This window comes from Pseudooceanicola sp. LIPI14-2-Ac024, from assembly GCF_042188925.1.
Classification (GTDB): Bacteria; Pseudomonadota; Alphaproteobacteria; order Rhodobacterales; family Rhodobacteraceae; genus Pseudooceanicola.
In genome coordinates, this window is sequence record NZ_CP170102.1 from 2512088 (window position 1) to 2527428 (window position 15341).

The 15341-nt window shown below is 67.7% G+C and carries 14 protein-coding genes and 3 pseudogenes; 9 read left to right on the plus strand and 8 right to left on the minus strand.

Translation table 11 applies throughout. The features are described from left to right. Positions 1–14 precede the first annotated feature (14 nt). Entirely contained in the window at positions 15–1268 is a 1254-nt protein-coding gene (locus ACE2AC_RS12230; protein WP_375687433.1) for a DNA polymerase IV, read from the plus strand. A 141-nt stretch (positions 1269–1409) separates the two neighbouring features. On the opposite strand, the gene ACE2AC_RS12235 is transcribed toward ACE2AC_RS12230, so the two are convergent. After that, positions 1410–2426 carry an NADP-dependent oxidoreductase gene (locus ACE2AC_RS12235; protein ID WP_375692103.1) on the minus strand — a complete coding sequence of 339 codons (1017 nt, stop codon included), beginning with the start codon at positions 2424–2426 and terminating at the stop codon, positions 1410–1412. Positions 2427–2567: 141 nt separating this feature from the next. On the opposite strand from ACE2AC_RS12235, the gene smpB reads away from it, so the two are divergent. The 8 genes from smpB to ACE2AC_RS12275 all read left to right on the plus strand — a co-directional run bounded on the left by smpB (position 2568) and on the right by ACE2AC_RS12275 (position 7911). Beyond that, positions 2568–3041, plus strand: a complete 474-nt coding sequence (smpB, locus tag ACE2AC_RS12240; RefSeq protein WP_375687435.1) for an SsrA-binding protein SmpB — start codon at positions 2568–2570, stop codon at positions 3039–3041. A 67-nt stretch (positions 3042–3108) separates the two neighbouring features. Further along, entirely contained in the window at positions 3109–3723 is a 615-nt protein-coding gene (locus ACE2AC_RS12245; RefSeq protein ID WP_375687437.1) for a ribonuclease D, read from the plus strand. Then, on the plus strand, positions 3716–4696 hold the full coding sequence (locus tag ACE2AC_RS12250; RefSeq protein ID WP_375687439.1) for an SIS domain-containing protein: 981 nt from the start codon (positions 3716–3718) through the stop codon (positions 4694–4696). Before ACE2AC_RS12245 ends, ACE2AC_RS12250 begins: the two co-directional genes overlap by 8 nt. A 1-nt stretch (position 4697) precedes the next feature. Next, positions 4698–5309: an LPS export ABC transporter periplasmic protein LptC gene (lptC, locus tag ACE2AC_RS12255; protein ID WP_375692104.1), complete on the plus strand. Its 612-nt coding sequence runs from the start codon at positions 4698–4700 to the stop codon at positions 5307–5309. Further along, positions 5306–5812, plus strand: coding sequence for a lipopolysaccharide transport periplasmic protein LptA (gene lptA / locus ACE2AC_RS12260; protein ID WP_375687441.1), 507 nt, complete (start codon positions 5306–5308; stop codon positions 5810–5812). Before lptC ends, lptA begins: the two co-directional genes overlap by 4 nt. Continuing rightward, the gene (gene lptB, locus ACE2AC_RS12265) at positions 5812–6570 is read left to right on the plus strand and encodes an LPS export ABC transporter ATP-binding protein (protein WP_375687443.1); all 759 of its coding nucleotides are present in this window, start codon (positions 5812–5814) and stop codon (positions 6568–6570) included. The genes lptA and lptB overlap by 1 nt, the downstream gene beginning before the upstream one ends. Before the next feature lie 248 nt (positions 6571–6818). Further along, the gene (gene hpf / locus ACE2AC_RS12270; RefSeq protein WP_375687445.1) at positions 6819–7388 is read left to right on the plus strand and encodes a ribosome hibernation-promoting factor, HPF/YfiA family; all 570 of its coding nucleotides are present in this window, start codon (positions 6819–6821) and stop codon (positions 7386–7388) included. A gap of 58 nt (positions 7389–7446) precedes the next feature. Continuing rightward, positions 7447–7911 carry a PTS sugar transporter subunit IIA gene (locus ACE2AC_RS12275; RefSeq protein WP_375687446.1) on the plus strand — a complete coding sequence of 155 codons (465 nt, stop codon included), beginning with the start codon at positions 7447–7449 and terminating at the stop codon, positions 7909–7911. Between the two features lie 16 nt (positions 7912–7927). Here the strand turns inward: ACE2AC_RS12275 and ACE2AC_RS12280 are convergent. The 7 genes and pseudogenes from ACE2AC_RS12280 to galU form a co-directional block, all read right to left on the minus strand. Beyond that, positions 7928–9354 (minus strand): annotated as a pseudogene (locus tag ACE2AC_RS12280) (nodulation protein NodH). After that, a pseudogene (locus ACE2AC_RS12285) lies at positions 9351–11055 on the minus strand (beta-1,6-N-acetylglucosaminyltransferase). Before ACE2AC_RS12285 ends, ACE2AC_RS12280 begins: the two co-directional pseudogenes overlap by 4 nt. Next, positions 11052–12060 (minus strand): annotated as a pseudogene (locus ACE2AC_RS12290) (glycosyltransferase family 2 protein). Before ACE2AC_RS12290 ends, ACE2AC_RS12285 begins: the two co-directional pseudogenes overlap by 4 nt. A gap of 49 nt (positions 12061–12109) precedes the next feature. Beyond that, positions 12110–13099 carry a glycosyltransferase family 4 protein gene (locus ACE2AC_RS12295; protein WP_375687447.1) on the minus strand — a complete coding sequence of 330 codons (990 nt, stop codon included), beginning with the start codon at positions 13097–13099 and terminating at the stop codon, positions 12110–12112. Beyond that, positions 13096–13308: a hypothetical protein gene (locus ACE2AC_RS12300; RefSeq protein WP_375687448.1), complete on the minus strand. Its 213-nt coding sequence runs from the start codon at positions 13306–13308 to the stop codon at positions 13096–13098. The genes ACE2AC_RS12295 and ACE2AC_RS12300 overlap by 4 nt, the downstream gene beginning before the upstream one ends. Before the next feature lie 19 nt (positions 13309–13327). Beyond that, a complete protein-coding gene (gene galE / locus ACE2AC_RS12305) occupies positions 13328–14311 on the minus strand; it encodes a UDP-glucose 4-epimerase GalE (RefSeq protein WP_375687450.1) in 984 nt (327 codons plus the stop codon). Between the two features lie 18 nt (positions 14312–14329). Beyond that, positions 14330–15220 (minus strand): UTP--glucose-1-phosphate uridylyltransferase GalU, encoded by an 891-nt coding sequence (galU, locus tag ACE2AC_RS12310; protein WP_375687451.1) that lies wholly within the window; start codon positions 15218–15220, stop codon positions 14330–14332. Positions 15221–15341 lie beyond the last annotated feature (121 nt).

Here is a 15341-nt window from a genome sequence, read left to right on the forward strand (position 1 = left end):
CGATCCGGTGACACATGCCCGCCCTCTGCCGCGACTGCCTGACCGAATTCGACCACGGCCCCCGCTGCCCCGCCTGCCGCTCGCGCCGTGTCGTGGCACATGACGAGCTGAACAGCCTCACCATCGCGCACATGGACTGCGATGCGTTCTATGCCTCGGTCGAGAAACGCGACAATCCCGAGCTGCGTGACAAGCCGGTGATCGTCGGCGGCGGGCGCCGCGGCGTCGTCTCGACCGCCTGCTACATCGCCCGGATTCGCGGCGTCCGCTCGGCCATGCCGATGTTCCAGGCGCTTAAGCTCTGCCCCGAGGCGGTGGTGATCAAGCCGCGCATGGCGGCCTATGTCGAGGCGTCCAGGGCGATCCGCGCCATGATGGAAGAGCTGACCCCCGCGATCGAGCCGCTCTCGCTCGACGAGGCGTTCCTCGACCTCACCGGCACCGCCCGGCTGCACGGCCACGCCCCGGCCTGGATGCTGGCGCGGCTGGTGAAACGGATGCGGGACGAGCTGGGCCTGACTGGTTCCATCGGGCTCAGCCACAACAAGTTCCTGGCCAAGGTCGCCTCGGACCTCGACAAGCCGCACGGGTTCTCGGTGATCGGGGCGGCCGAGACGGCGGCCTTCCTGCACGACAAGCCGGTGCGCCTGATCTGGGGGGTCGGCAGCGCCGCGCAGGACTCGCTCGACAAGGCCGGGATCCGCACCTTCGACGACCTCCTCCGCTGGGACCGGACCGACCTGCACGCCCGTTTCGGCGCCATGGGCGACCGGCTCTGGCACCTCGCCCGCGGGCAGGACCACCGCCGCGTCTCGGCCCATGCGCCGGTCAAGTCGATCTCGAACGAGACGACCTTCAACGAGGATACGGGCGACACCGACCTGCTCGACGGGCACATCTGGCGGCTGTCGGAAAAGGTGTCCGACCGCGCCAAGGCCAAGGCGATCGCCGGCCGCGTCGTGACGCTGAAACTCAAGCGCGCCGATTTCCGCACCATCACGCGCCGCATCTCGCTGCGCGAGCCGACGCAGATGGCCGACACGATCTACCGCCGGGCGCGCGCGCTCTTCGACTCGGTGGCCAGGGAGGCGCCGTTCCGGCTGATCGGCGTCGGCATCTCGGACCTCGTGCCCGAGGGCGATGCCGACCGGTCCGGCGACCTGCTCGACCCCGAGGCGCGCAAGCGCGGCCAGGCCGAACGCGCGGCCGATGCGATCCGCGAACGGTTCGGGTCGGAGGCGATCATCAAGGGCCGGGCGCTGCGCTAGGCCGGCCGAGACAAGCGCCCCGACCCCACCGGCGGATTTCCGGCAAGATCGATCGGGACCGGCCCGCAGCTTCATCTTGCCCGAAAAACTCCCGCCGGAGGCACGGGCGCCGGCCGCAGGACGGCGCCCGTTTCGGCTGCATCAGCCGTGCAGCTTGACCACCATCTTGCCGGTGTTGCCGCCCTTCAGCAGCGCGCGGAAGGCGGCGGGCGCGTTCTCCAGCCCCTCGGCCACGTCCTCGACATAGGCGATCTCGCCCGAGGCGACCTTGGGCCCGACCTCGGCAAAGAATTCGGGCATCCGCTTGACGTGGTCGGTCTGCAGCAGCCCCTGCACGGTCAGGCGGTTGACGAGGATCTGGCGCCAGAACTTGCCGAGCGGCAGGGCCGCGGTCTCGTCATCCTGGCCGTTGTACCACGCGATCATGCCGCAGACGATGATCCGGCCGTAGAGGTTCATCAGCGGCAGCACGCCGCCCAGGGTCGGGCCGCCGACGTTCTCGAAATAGACGTCGATCCCGTCCGGGCATTCCGCGCGCAGCGCCTCGCGCATGGCCTTGGCGTCCTTGCCGCGGTGGTCGATGCAGGCGTCGAAGCCGAAGGTTTCCACCGCCATGCGGCACTTCTCGGCCCCGCCGGCGACGCCGACGACGCGCAGGCCGGCCTGCTTCGCCAGCTGGCCCACCATCGAGCCGACCGGCCCGGTGGCCGCGCCGACGACCAGCGTCTCGCCCGCCTTGAGCTTGCCGTAGGCGGTGATGCCGGACCAGGCGGTGAAGCCGGGCATCCCCAGGACGCCGAGCGCCAGCGAGGGCGACCCCATGGCCGGGTCCCACTTGTAGCAGTGCTTGGCCGGCTGCACGCCGTGGTCGGCCCAGCCGAAGCGGCCGACGGCATAGTCACCTTCCTTGAAGTCGGGGCTGTTCGACTTGATCACGCGGCCGATGGCGCCGGCCTCCATCGTGTCGCCGATCTGCACCGGGGCGGCATAGCTCTTCACGTCGTCCATCCGGCCCCGCATGTAGGGGTCGAGCGACATGTAGGCGGTCTCAACCAGGATCTCGCCTTCGCCCGGTTCGGGCAGGTCGGCCGTCTCGAGCCGGAAACAGTCATCGGTGGGTTCGCCCTGTGGCCGTGCGGCCAGGACGATGCGCTGCATCTTGGTCATGGATCGTGTCCTCCTCTGTTCGGGGGCGAGACTAGCCGAGCCGCCGCCGGTGCCAAGTGGAAACGAATTCCGCACCATGTGCACCAGCGCGCGATGGACAGCGGCGGAATAATTCCTATATGGAGCGCCACCATGGCCAAGAAACCCGAGACCCCCAACTACAAGGTGATCGCCGAGAACCGGCGTGCCCGCTACGATTACGCGATCGAGGACGACCTCGAATGCGGCATCCAGCTGACCGGGTCCGAGGTGAAGAGCCTGCGCAGCGGCCAGTCCAACATCGCCGAGAGCTATGCGACCGTCGACGACGCCGAACTGTGGCTGGTGAACAGCTACATCGCGCCCTACGAGCAGGCCATGTTCGGGCACGAGGAGCGCCGCCGCCGCAAGCTGCTGGTCAACAGGCGCGAACTGGCGCGGCTCTGGTCCGACACGCAGCGCAAGGGCATGACGCTGGTGCCGCTGGTGCTCTACTTCAACCACAAGGGCATGGCCAAGCTGAAGATCGGCATCGCCAAGGGCAAGAAGGCCCCTGACAAGCGCGAGACCGAGGCCAAGCGCGACTGGAACCGCCAGAAGCAACGCCTGCTGAAGGATCACGGCTGAGCGCTTCGTTGCATGCGGCGGGGCGGCGGGCTATGCCGGAACAACAGCGACCGATCAGGACCCCGACGTGACCAACCACCTCTACAAGCGCGACCTGCCCGACGGGCTCGACCTTGGCCCCGTCGTGGCCATCGACTGCGAGACGATGGGCCTCAACCCGATGCGCGACCGGCTCTGCGTGGTGCAGATGTCGGGCGGCGACGGGCATTCCCACATCGTGCAGATCGAGAAGGGCCAGGCGCAGGCGCCGAACCTGGCGCGGATGCTCGAGGACCCTGAGGTCCTGAAGCTCTTCCACTTCGGCCGCTTCGACATCGCCGCGATGTACCACGCCTTCGGCGCGTTGGCGGCCCCGGTCTACTGCACCAAGATCGCCAGCCGGCTGGTGCGCACCTACACCGACCGCCACGGGCTCAAGAATCTGACGCAGGAACTGATCGGCGTGGACCTCTCCAAGCAGCAGCAGTCGAGCGACTGGGGCGCGGATGAGCTGACCGAGGCGCAACTCGAGTATGCCGCGTCGGATGTCCTCTACCTGCACCGGCTGCGCGAGGAGCTCGACACGCGGCTGGCGCGCGAGGGCCGGACCGAGCTGGCGCAGGCCTGCTTCGATTTCCTGCCGACGCGGGCCAGGCTCGACCTTGCCGGCTGGCCCGAGATCGACATCTTTGCCCATGCCTGACACCCGCAGCGACCGCGACCAGTTCCTTGCCACCGCCCGCCGGGTCATCGGGATCGAGGCGGCTGCACTGAATCAGCTTGGTGCGGCGCTGGACGACAGCTTTGCCGACGCGGTCGAGCTGCTGCTGGCGGTGACCGGACGGGTCGTGGTCTGCGGCATGGGCAAGTCCGGGCACATCGCCCGCAAGGTCGCGGCGACCCTCGCCTCGACCGGGACGCCCGCGCAGTTCGTGCACCCGGCCGAGGCCAGCCATGGCGACCTCGGCATGGTGGCGCCGGGCGACGTGGTGGTGATGCTGTCGAACTCCGGCGAGACGCCGGAGCTTGCCGACATGCTGGCCCATGCCAAGCGCTTCGGCATCCCGGTGATCGGCATCGCGGGCAACGCCGCATCGACCCTGATCCACCAGTCCGACGTCGGCCTTGTCCTGCCCCGGGCCGAGGAAGCCTGCGGCACCGGGGTCGTGCCGACCTCGTCCACCACGATGACGCTTGCCCTTGGCGACGCGCTGGCGGTGGCGCTGATGGAACGCCGCCAGTTCACCGCGGAGCATTTCCGCGCCTTCCACCCCGGCGGCAAGCTGGGCGCGCAGCTCAGCCTCGTGCGCGACCTGATGCACGACCGCGAGGGGCTGCCGCTGGTCGGCGGCGCGGCCCCGATGGGCGAGGTCCTGATCGAGATCACGCGCCGCGGCTACGGCGTTGCGGGCGTGGCCGACGATGCGGGGCGGCTGGCGGGCATCATCACCGACGGCGACCTGCGGCGGCACATGGACGGGCTGCTGGACCGCACGGCCGAAGAGGTCATGACCCCCGCCCCGCGCACCATCGGCCCCGACGCCCTGGCGCAGGAAGCGGTTGCGGTGATGAATCAGAACCGGATCACCTGCCTCTTCGTCGTGGACAAGGCCGACGGCAACCGCGCGCTCGGCCTGCTGCACATCCACGACTGCCTGCGGGCCGGGCTTGGCTGACATGGCGCGGCGCGACCGGCATACGCGCGTCGTCGGATGGCTCAAGATCGCGCTGCCGCTGATGGCGCTGGCGATCCTCTCGACGCTGTTCCTGCTGTCGCGCCGCAACCAGCCGGTGCGCGAACTGCCCTTTGCGCAGGTCGAGATGGAGGAACGCGCCCGCAGCCAGCAGATCACCCAGCCCACCCTCTCGGGCGCGTCGGACCAGGGCGACCTGATCGCGGTGCGCGCGGCCTCGGTCCGGCCGGACCCGGACCAGGCCGACAGCGTCATCGCCAGCGACGTGACCGCGCAGATCGACTTTGTCGATGGCGGCAACATGACGATCGCGGCCGACACCGCGACCTTCGCCCGCGGCGACCGCACGGCCCAGCTGCGCGGCAACGTGCGGATCACCTCGTCCTCGGGGCAGCAGGTGCGGACCGAGGCGCTGGACCTCTCGCTCGACACACTGGCGATCACCTCGCCCACCGAGGTGCAGAGCGACGGGCCCGAAGGACGCTTGACCTCGGGCGGGATGCAGGTGACCAACGGCACCGGGGACGACGACGTTCAATTGGTTTTCACGGGTGGCGTGAAACTGGTATACGAGCCGGGACGTTCAAAGGAATGATTATGAAGACCGCGTTTTCGACCCTGGTTTCCGCCTTCGGACTGGCCCTGCTGATCGCCCTGCCCGCCCCCGTCGTCGCACAGGGGCCCAGCCTCGCCTTCGGGTCCGCCGACAACTCCGACCAGCCGATCGAGATCGAGGCCGAGAACCTGTCGGTCAGCCAGAACGACGGCACCGCCGAGTTCACCGGCGAGGTGCTGATCGTGCAGGGCGACATGCGGTTGAGCGCGCCGTCGGTTCTGGTCCAGTACAATGCCGACCAGAGCGGGATCGAATGGCTCAAGGCCAAGGGCGGGGTGACGATGGTCAGCGCCGAGGACGCCGCCGAGGCCGAGGAGGCGACCTACAACATCGCCGAACGCACCATTGTGATGACCGGCGACGTGACCATCGTGCAGGGCGCCAACACGCTGAGCTCGGAAACCGTGACCATCGACCTCGACGCCGGCACCGCGCAGATGCAGGGCCGCGTCCGCACGATCCTGAAGACCGGGAGCGAGTGATGGACGGCACCACGCTGGAAGGCATCGACGGCTCGTCCGGACTGCGCATCATCAACCTGCGCAAGAGCTACCGCAAGCGGGTGGTCATCCGCGACGTGTCGATCACGCTCGACCGGGGCGAGGTGGTGGCGCTGCTGGGCCCGAACGGCTGCGGCAAGACGACGTGCTTCTACTCGATCGCGGGCCTCGTGGTGCCCGAGGGCGGCCATGTCCTAATCGACGGGCGCGAGGTCACCGGCCTGCCGATGTACCGTCGCGCGCGGCTCGGCATCGGCTACCTGCCGCAGGAGATGTCGATCTTTCGCGGCCTGAACGTCGAGGACAACATCCTCGCCATCCTCGAGATCGCACAGAGCGACCCGATGAAGCGGCGCGAGAGGCTGGAAGAGCTGCTGTCGGACTTCTCCATCGAACACCTGCGCCGCGCCCCCGCGCTGGCCCTGTCGGGCGGTGAACGCCGGCGGGTCGAGATCGCGCGCTGCCTGGCCGCGAACCCGAAGTACCTGCTGCTCGACGAACCCTTTGCCGGGGTCGACCCGATCTCGGTCGCCGATATCCGGCACCTCGTCGCCGACCTGAAGAAGCGGGGAATCGGCGTGCTGATCACCGATCACAACGTCCGCGAGACGCTGGAAATCGTCGATCGCGCCTACATCCTGCACGACGGCAAGGTGCTGATGTCGGGCTCTCCCGCCGACGTGGTCGAGAACGAGAACGTGCGCCGCGTCTACCTCGGCGACAGTTTCCGCATTTCCTGAAGACGGGTGCCCGCGCGCAACCTGCGGGACACCCTGACCGCCGGATTTCGTTGACAGGCCGGGGGCGTCTCGCCTCAAATGGGGCCATGACAGTCGCGTATCACGCCAGATGCCGCCGACACGACCCGTTGATCGGGATCGGCAATTGTTTGGCCTGCGGACAGTCTTATCTCGGTATGGGGGCCTGATCGACGGCGCACCCAACCGTGCCCCGGTCGACCTGCCATGCTAATCGTGAAGGAGACGACATGCGCTACCAGATCACAGGAAAACAGCTCGATATCGGGGACGCCCTTCAGACCCACGTGAAGGACGGGATGGACGAAGTTGTCGCGAAATACGCCATGCGACCGACGGAGGCCGTGGTGATCTTTTCGAAGAATGCACATGAATATGTCTGCGAAGCGACCGTGCACCTGAGCACCGGGCTCACCGCGCAGGCCAAGGCCCATGCCAACGAGATTTATTCGGCCTTTGAAGGCTGCAACGAGAAAATGGAAAAGCAGATCCGGCGATACAAGCGCAGGTTGAGAGATCACCACAGCAAGCGGTCGGAACCTGTTGAACATCTCGAAGCCTCCTCTTATATCCTCGCCTCGGAACAAGACGGCGGTGACTCGGAGCCCGAAGACCTGCAGCCGATCATCGTGGCCGAGATGGAGACGCGCATTCCGTCCCTCTCGGTCGGAGAGGCCGTCATGCAAATGGAACTGGCAGGCGCACCGGTACTGGTGTTCCGCCACGAGGGAAAAGACGGGTTGAACGTCGTGTATCGCCGCGAAGACGGCAATATCGGCTGGATAGACCCGCGAACGTAAGGGTTATCGGTGCCGCCCCCGAGGCGGGGCGGCGACAGCCGAAGCGAGACAGGACATCATGAATCTTTCGGCAATTCTGAAGGCCGAAGCCGTCAAGGTCATTGGCGCGGCTTCGAGTAAGAAGCGTTTGCTGCACGATCTGGGCGATCTTGCCCACACGGTCTATGGACTCAACTCGTCGCGCGTCGTCGAGGCGCTGCTGGAGCGTGAGAGCCTTGGCCCGACCGGTGTCGGCCATGGCGTGGCGCTGCCGCATGCGCGGCTCGACGGGCTCGACGACGTGCGCGGGGCCTTCATCCTGCTGGAGAAACCGGTGGAGTTCGACAGCGTCGACCGCCAGCCGGTGGACCTTGTCTTTGCGCTCTTTGCCCCGCAGGACGCGGGCGTCGAGCATCTGAAGGCGTTGGCGCTGGTCGCCCGCACCTTCCGCGATCCGGGCATCTGCAAGAAGCTGCGTGCCAATGCCGACCCGGCGACGATCTACGCGATCCTGACCTCGGACCAGGGGGTGCAGGCGGCCTGAGCCGCCTCCCCAGCCCTCAGCCCTTCCAGGGGCCGAAACCGAACATCATGTAATCCCGCTGGTAGACCTCGGCGACCTGCGCCTCGAGCGCGGGGTCGTAGATGGCGGCAAGCGGAATCGGCGCCCGGTCATCCGCCAGTGTCGGCACCGGCGGCTGCGCCACGCCCACGTCCGCCGCGAGACGTGGCAGACAATCCGTCATCTCGGCCTCGCGCACCACGACGTCCGGCAGGGCGAACCGCCCCATCCCGTCGATCAGCGCCGCCTGGCTGGCCCAGGCCGGGTCGATCCGGATCGCCGTCTGGTCGGCCAGGTTCGCTTGCAGGAAATCGAGGAACGCCATCAGCGCCGCCCGGTGCGCCGGGGCATCCCATGTCGCGTCGGGCGCGGCCTCGGGGATCGGCAGACCGTAGCGGTTGCGCAGGGTGCGGCGGATCTGGGGATAGCTGCCCGGCCCGGTATCGAGGATCCGCTCGCAAAAAGCCGCGTGCACCCGCGCCACCGGGTGGCGGATCACGGTAAAGCTGCGGTGGCCGGGATGCCCCCGCTTCCACTGGCGCAGCGCCTTCTGGGAAAAGTCGCTCACCAGCGCATCCTCTTCCACGCCGTCCAGCGCCGCCAGCCAGCCGCGCACCGCCGCCTCGGGGCCGGAGCGGATCGGCAGGTACATCAGCGGCGTGTGCGCCGCGGCGACATAGCCGGGCACCGCCGGTCCCCGGCGCGGTTCGAAATTCGGCGTCCGGGTCAGGTTGAACCGGTCGAGCCGCGCCAGCGCTGCCTGCATCTCTTCCAGGTTCGCGACCTTGTCGGCCACCGGCGCCGGGTTCTGCCGCTTGAGCTTCTGGTCAAGCGCCTCTAGCCGCGCCGGGACCCCCAGGAACCGCGCCAGCCCGTTCATCACGGCGAGGTCCTGCAAATCCTCGTAGGCGACGTAGAACGCCGTCTGCCCCGCGTCTGAAGGGCGGTCATCAGCCTAACCTGGAAGGCCTGCAGCGCGTCCAGATGTGCCTCGAACTCGGCACCGTCGAAGAGGGCGGTATCGTCCTTGCGCTTGCGGACGTCGGTCAGCTTCCACTGGCCCGTCGACTCGGCGATCTTGCGGCTGACATAGCTGTCGACCGGGTTGCGGGTCAGCACGATCTTGGCGCAGGCGGGATCGTCCATCACGAGGTCGAAGACCCGCGGGTCGTGATCGTGGAAATAGCGAAAGCCGCCCAGCCCGTCCGTGCCGTCGCGGATCGTCCGGATCAGCCGGGCGGGGTCGGCCTCCCGCTCTGCCAGTGTCACGCCCAGCAGATCGTCGCGTTTCGGGTAGCCGATGAAATGCGGATTGAACGCCTCGCCATGGCAGGTCACGCCGTCGAGCGCGTTCAGGTTCGCCTCGAGAAAGTTGGACCCGGTCCGCATCTCGGCGAACATGACGAAGTGGGTGAATGCGCTCATCCGCGCTTTCCTTGCACAAGGTAGGGTTTCGGGCGGCGCTCAAGGCGCGGCGCCGGCGCGGGGCTGACCGGGAAATCGCCCATCAGGTAGGGATGCATCCCCTGGTTCTTGAGCTCCTGCAGGAACGCGCCAAAGCCGGTCATGTCGCGCAGCGTCGGCGCCTCGGACAGGCGGGCCGACCGGGCGCCGAGATCGGCGGTCACCTCCTGCAGCGCCTCCATCGGCGCTTCGAGGAAATCGGCCAGCGTCCAGATCCGCACCCGCGCCTTGGTGCCCGATGACCGCAGGGTATCGAGGAACGCGGCTTCGACCCGCTGAAGGTGCGCCGCCTCGGTCCGCAGGGTATCGAAGGGCCGGTCCGACCGGGACAGCGGCAGGGCCCACGCGCCCGAGATCACGGAAATCTGCGCATTCGCATCCCCCTCCAGCGTCGGCACGATGTGTTGCACGTCGCCGGGGCCGAAGCAGAAGGCCTGGGTTTCCCCCGGCTCGACCAAACGAGGTTGGTCAGGAAATCGCGCGGCCGGTGGTCCCGGATCCCCGCGCTGTCGCTGAGCGCGCCGTTGATCACCCGCGCCCCGCCGGCAAATTCCACCCGGCCCGGCGCAAAGAGATGCCCGTGCACCCGCGCCCCTGTCATCCGGTTCAGCCAGGCGTCGAAGTCGACCAGCACCTCGCCGAAGCCCTGGAACACGGCATAGCGCGTCGCCGTCACCCCGTTGTCCCACCCCGGGTTCGGCCAGCGCGACTGCATGTAGAGCCCGGGCCGCCCCTTGGTCCGCTGCAGCACGGCGCGGCTGAACACGCGGTCGATCTTGCCCGGGTTCGGTTCGGCCCGCTTCGACGCCTCGTTCGGATCGGTCAGGAACACGCGGTAGAGCCGGTTCGCCTGCGGCCAGATCTTGCGCGCGACGAAGCAGTCCGACCGGCGCAGAAGCTGCAGGTGATCGTCGTAGAAGATGTGCGGCTTGCCCTGGAAATCGAACTTGGACAGGGTCAGCGACCGGCTTTCCACCTGCGTCGCATGCCGCCGGGTGAGGGTCTGGAAATAGCTTTCGTCCGGGATCCAGACCTTGCGGAAGTAACGGTCGAACTCCGCCCGGCGCGGGTCCTGCAGGATTGACGTCAGCGTCGCGCGCGACAGGCACCACCACTGCGACCCCATGTGCGGCACGAGGCCGTCCGGGATGCGGCGGGCAAAGCCGACCCGGCGCTGCAGGCCGACGTAGACGTCAAAGAGGTCGCGGTGCCGTTTCCACGAAAACGGGAACCGCAGGGTGAAGCGTTCGGCATCCAGCCCGCCGACCGGCCAGGGCACGTCGGCGGTCGTGGCGCTTTCGATGAAGTCCGTGCCGGGCCGCGCGGCGAGGTACTGCGCCAGCTCCTCGACCGGGCGCAGCGGCAGGCACGCGCCCGAGGCGAGGTAGACATGCCCGATGCCGGGATTGTCCCGCAGAAGCAGCTCGGCCGCCTCCTGCGTCGCTGCGACGATGCCCCAGCCCCCCATTCGCAGCGATGCGGCGGCGAGAACGCGATCCGCGGCTCGTCCGCAACCGACCTGGCAAAGGCGGCGCAGGCCCGGCGCGACACCTTGGCATCGACGTGGATCACCACCGGGCAGCCCGCGGCTGCCCAGTGCCGGGCCACCTGTTCGGCCCGGTTCAGGGCGGTGTGGACCAGCATGATGACGCCAAAGCTCATGCCCAGTTCCCCTTGGACATGAGGCCCAGGATCTCAAGCTGGCGCCAGTTGATGTACTTCTCGGACCAGCGGCACCAGAGGTCCGGGTTGTCCTTCAGCGTCTCGGCATAGGCGAGGTACTCGACCGAGGCGGCGTAGTGCTGGCCGCGGTCAAGTTCCTCGGCGGCCTTGGCGGCAAAGGTGTCCAGGAACTTGGTGTGCAGCAGCAGGCCCGACGCCTTCTCGCCCCCATTCGTCGTAGACGAGGTTCAGGCCGCGCGGCAGCAGCATGTGGGTCGACGAAACGTAGGTGTAGTGCCGCTGCCATTTCACCAGCGGGATCTTGTTCAGCGCCGGGGCCCTGGCCGGATCGTCGGGAAAGAACACCCGCATCCGGGGCCCGCCCTGGATCCAGAGGTTGCCGAAGTAGCCGTTGCGCTCGATCACGTAGTTGCCGGCATCGAACCAGCTGGCGATCTCAAGCGGATCCTGCCCCTCGCGGTAGGGCTGCGCGTCCATCCGGCCCTTGGGATACATGTCCAGCAGCATCGCCGGGAACGACCGGATCGACGAGGCGTCCAGCCAGTCGGTCAGCGCCGCCAGCGGGCGGGTGTCGCAGAACGGGTAGACGAAGAACTCGTCGGGATCGACGGTCAGGCACCAGTGGCCGTGGCCGTGGCGGCGCAACAGCCAGTTCATCCAGTCTATCCCGAACCGCGCGCGCTTGTAGCCATGTGCGGTGGACCAGACCGACACGTCGGGCTGGGCGGCGAGGTAGTCGCGGCTGCCGTCGGTGCTGTCGTTGTCCACCACCAGGAAATGCGACACGCCCATGGCGCGGTAGTAGTCGAGGAAATAGGGCAGCCGGATGCGTTCGTTGCGGGCGGTGCAGAACAGCAGGATGTCCCGCCCGCGGATCTGCGCGGTGCGGTCCGCCACGGCGGTCAGTTCGCGCCGCTTGCGAAACGCGCGCACCCGAAACCGCTGCCGCTCAAGCCTGAGCCTGTATGCCTGCCCGACGCCCAATCGTGCCTCTTCCGTCCCGCTCCCGGGGGCGGGGCTTCTCGCGGCGCTATCAGGTCATCCTTAAGACGATGTTGAAATGGTCCTGCCAGGAAGGCGGGACATAGCCGCGTCGAACCCCGTTACCCGTCTCTCTGCCGTCTTTTTCTGTCAGGGCCTTGATCTCTGCGGCCCAGGATACGCGATCCTGCGGGTTCAGGTAAACGGGTATGTCCCCCAGGATCTCGTGGAACACCGGCAGGTCGGAACAGACCACCGGGGTTTCCAGCGCCGCCGCCTCGACCGGGGGCAGGCCGAATCCCTCGGCCAGGCTGGGCTGCAACAGCGCACGCGCGCCCCGGATCAGCGCGGCCAGGGCCGGATCTCCCAGATCCGGGCATTCGCGCACCGGCCCGTCCGGCGGCAGCGCGTCGAGGCGGGCAAAGACATCCTCGTTCCGCCACCCCCGCGCTCCGCAGATCATTAGCCCCGGCACCGGGCCACCGGCGGCCGCGAGGTCGTCCCAGACGTCGAGCAGCAGGCGGATGTTCTTGCGCGGCTCGATGGTGCCGGTGACGACGTAATAGGGCGCGTCGGTCGGCAACCCGGCGGGCAGCGCGGCCGGGTCCGGCCGGGGGACATCGACGCCCAGATGCGCGACGACGCCCTCGGCCCGCAGATTCCAGCGGGCCATGACGCGGCGCACGTCACCCTCGGTCCGGGCCGAGTTGAAGATCAGCAGGTCGGCATAGCGCCCCACCCGCCGCAGGGCGTGGCGAAAGCGGGCCGGCGTGCCCTCGCGCTGGAACTCGGGGAAATCCAGCGGGATGGTGTCGTGGATGAAGACGGCGATACGGCCACCGGGGATGTCACGCGCCGCACGCAGCACCCGGCGGGACAGGTTGGAATGCCCGATGTTGAGGTAGGCGGTCCCCTCGGGCATCAACCGCCGCAGCATCCAGCGCAGGCCGATCCGGCTGGAATGGGCAAAGCCGAGCCGTCGCAGGTCGGCATCCGCGCGCCGCTGCATCGGCGTCAGCCGCCGCCCGAGGCCCGCGATCACGTCTGCCTCGCCCAGGCCTGTCGCCCGTCGACCCGGCGCAGGAACCGGCCAAGCGCCTCGCGGTCGAGGAGGCTGTACCCGACCACGGTCTTCGCCAGCCCGTAGAGCGGCAGGTTTTCCTTCAGAAGCTGGGCGAGGTAGGCGCGTTCGACGCGGTCGACCCCGGTCAACCCCCGCCCGGCGCGGCTGGCCAGACGGGTCACGTCCAACAGCCGCGCCGCGGGGGGGTTACTTGTCATAATGGCCGGTCTGGTGCCATCTCCAGGCGTCGCCGATCATCTCGGGCAGGGTCGATCGCTTCGGCTGCCAGCCCAGCTCGGTCTCGGCCCGGGTAGACCCGGACACCAGCCGCGTGCAGTCCCCGCCCCGGCGCGGTCCCTCGGTATAGGGCACCTCGCGGTTGGTGACCGACCGCGACTGCTCGATCACCTCGCGGACCGAAAAGCCCGAGCCGGTGCCCAGGTTGAACACCCGGCTGTCCTTGCCCGCCATCAGCCAGTCGAGGCCCAGCACATGCGCGTCCACCAGGTCGCAGACATGCACGTAGTCGCGGATGCAGGTGCCGTCGGGCGTGTCGTAATCGGTGCCGTAGATGGTCAGCGCCGGACGCGTGCCGTCGATCGCCTCCAGCATCACGGGGATCAGGTGCGTCTCGGGCCGGTGATGTTCGCCCACCTCGCCCTCGGGGTCGGCGCCCGCGACGTTGAAGTAGCGGAAGATCACGTGCTTCAGCCCCTCGGCCACCTCGAAATCGCGCAGGATCTCCTCGATCGCGCGTTTCGACGAGCCGTAGGAGTTCACCGGCATCTGGGCGCTGGTCTCGTCCAGCACCACGTTGTCCTGATCGCCGTAGGTCGCGCAGGTCGACGAGAAGACGAAGTTCCTGCAGCCCGCCGCCACCGCCGCCTCGATCAGGGTCAGCGAGCCGGTGACATTGTTGTGCCAGTAGAGGCCGGGTTTCTGCATCGCCTCGCCGACCTGGCTCAGGGCAGCGAAGTGCATGACCGCGACGGGCTTGTGCTTGGCAAAGACCGCGTCGAGCCGGGCGCGGTCGGTCAGGTCGCCCTCTTCGAAGGGGCCGAACTTCACCGCGTCGCGCCACCCGGTCGAGATGTTGTCGAAGGTCACCGGCACGTGGCCGGCGTTACGAAGTGCCTTGCAGGCGTGCGAGCCGATGTAGCCCGCGCCGCCTGTCACCAATACAGTTGCCATTCCAGGTCGTTCCGGCCGTTACTGCGCCGCCTTGTCGATGTTCACCACCTCGTGGAGGTACTGGGCAAGCTCGTCGCGCAGTTCGTCACGGGCAAGGCCGAAGGCCACCGTGGCCTGAAGGAAGCCAGCCTTGGAGCCGCAGTCGAACCGCTGGCCCTGGAACCGGTAGCCGAACACGTCGCGGCCCTCGGTGATCTCCTTGGCGATCGCGTCGGTCAGCTGGATCTCTCCGCCCGCGCCGGTTTCCTTGGAGCTCAGGTTCTCCAGGATCTGCGGCGTCAGCAGGTAGCGCCCGATCACCGCCAGGTTCGACGGCGGGTTGTCCTTGGGCTTTTCGACCATGCCGCCGACCCGGACCAGGCTGCCGTGGTCCTTGGCGACCTTCAGCACGCCGTAGTTCTTGGCCTTGTCCATCGGCACTTCCATCGCCGCGACCATGTTGCCGGGGGTCTCCTCGAACGCCTCGACCATCTGCTGCAGGCAGGGCTTCTCGGCGGCGATGACATCGTCCGGCAGGATGACGGCAAAGGGTTCGTCGCCGATCAGGCGGCGGGCACACCACACGGCATGGCCGAGGCCAAGCGCCTTGTGCTGGCGGATATAGGCGATCTGGCCGCTGTCCATGTTGGTGGATTTCAGCGTCTCGAGAAGGTCGTCCTTGCCCTTCTTCTGCAGCTCGGATTCGAGTTGGGGATTGTGATCGAAATAATCTTCAAGTGCGCTCTTGCCGCGCGAAGTCACAAAGATGAATTCAGTGATGCCGGCCGCCCGGGCCTCGTCGATCGCGTACTGGATGAGGGGCCGGTCCACCAGGGTCATAATCTCCTTGGGAACCGACTTGGTGGCGGGGAGGAAGCGAGTCCCAAGACCAGCGACCGGAAAAATCGCTTTGGTAATCTTGTTGCGCATTTGAGAACTGTCCTTCCGTTTGGGGAAATGCTGCGGTGCGTCGCAGGCACGGCAATTGTTAGCATCTGGAACACAATGTTTAAAAGACATACGCGGTTCCAGACGATCGTATGCGGCTTAC

Bases quoted from the DNA above. Each gene is read 5' to 3' on its own strand.
- lptB (WP_375687443.1), top strand. From the start codon at position 5,812: ATGGACGGCACCACGCTGGAAGGCATCGACGGCTCGTCCGGACTGCGC.
- ACE2AC_RS12230 (WP_375687433.1), top strand. From the start codon at position 15: ATGCCCGCCCTCTGCCGCGACTGCCTGACCGAATTCGACCACGGCCCC.
- lptC (WP_375692104.1), top strand. From the start codon at position 4,698: ATGGCGCGGCGCGACCGGCATACGCGCGTCGTCGGATGGCTCAAGATC.
- galU (WP_375687451.1), bottom strand. From the start codon at position 15,220: ATGCGCAACAAGATTACCAAAGCGATTTTTCCGGTCGCTGGTCTTGGG.
- ACE2AC_RS12275 (WP_375687446.1), top strand. From the start codon at position 7,447: ATGAATCTTTCGGCAATTCTGAAGGCCGAAGCCGTCAAGGTCATTGGC.
- lptA (WP_375687441.1), top strand. From the start codon at position 5,306: ATGATTATGAAGACCGCGTTTTCGACCCTGGTTTCCGCCTTCGGACTG.
- smpB (WP_375687435.1), top strand. From the start codon at position 2,568: ATGGCCAAGAAACCCGAGACCCCCAACTACAAGGTGATCGCCGAGAAC.
- ACE2AC_RS12235 (WP_375692103.1), bottom strand. From the start codon at position 2,426: ATGCAGCGCATCGTCCTGGCCGCACGGCCACAGGGCGAACCCACCGAT.
- hpf (WP_375687445.1), top strand. From the start codon at position 6,819: ATGCGCTACCAGATCACAGGAAAACAGCTCGATATCGGGGACGCCCTT.
- galE (WP_375687450.1), bottom strand. From the start codon at position 14,311: ATGGCAACTGTATTGGTGACAGGCGGCGCGGGCTACATCGGCTCGCAC.
- ACE2AC_RS12250 (WP_375687439.1), top strand. From the start codon at position 3,716: ATGCCTGACACCCGCAGCGACCGCGACCAGTTCCTTGCCACCGCCCGC.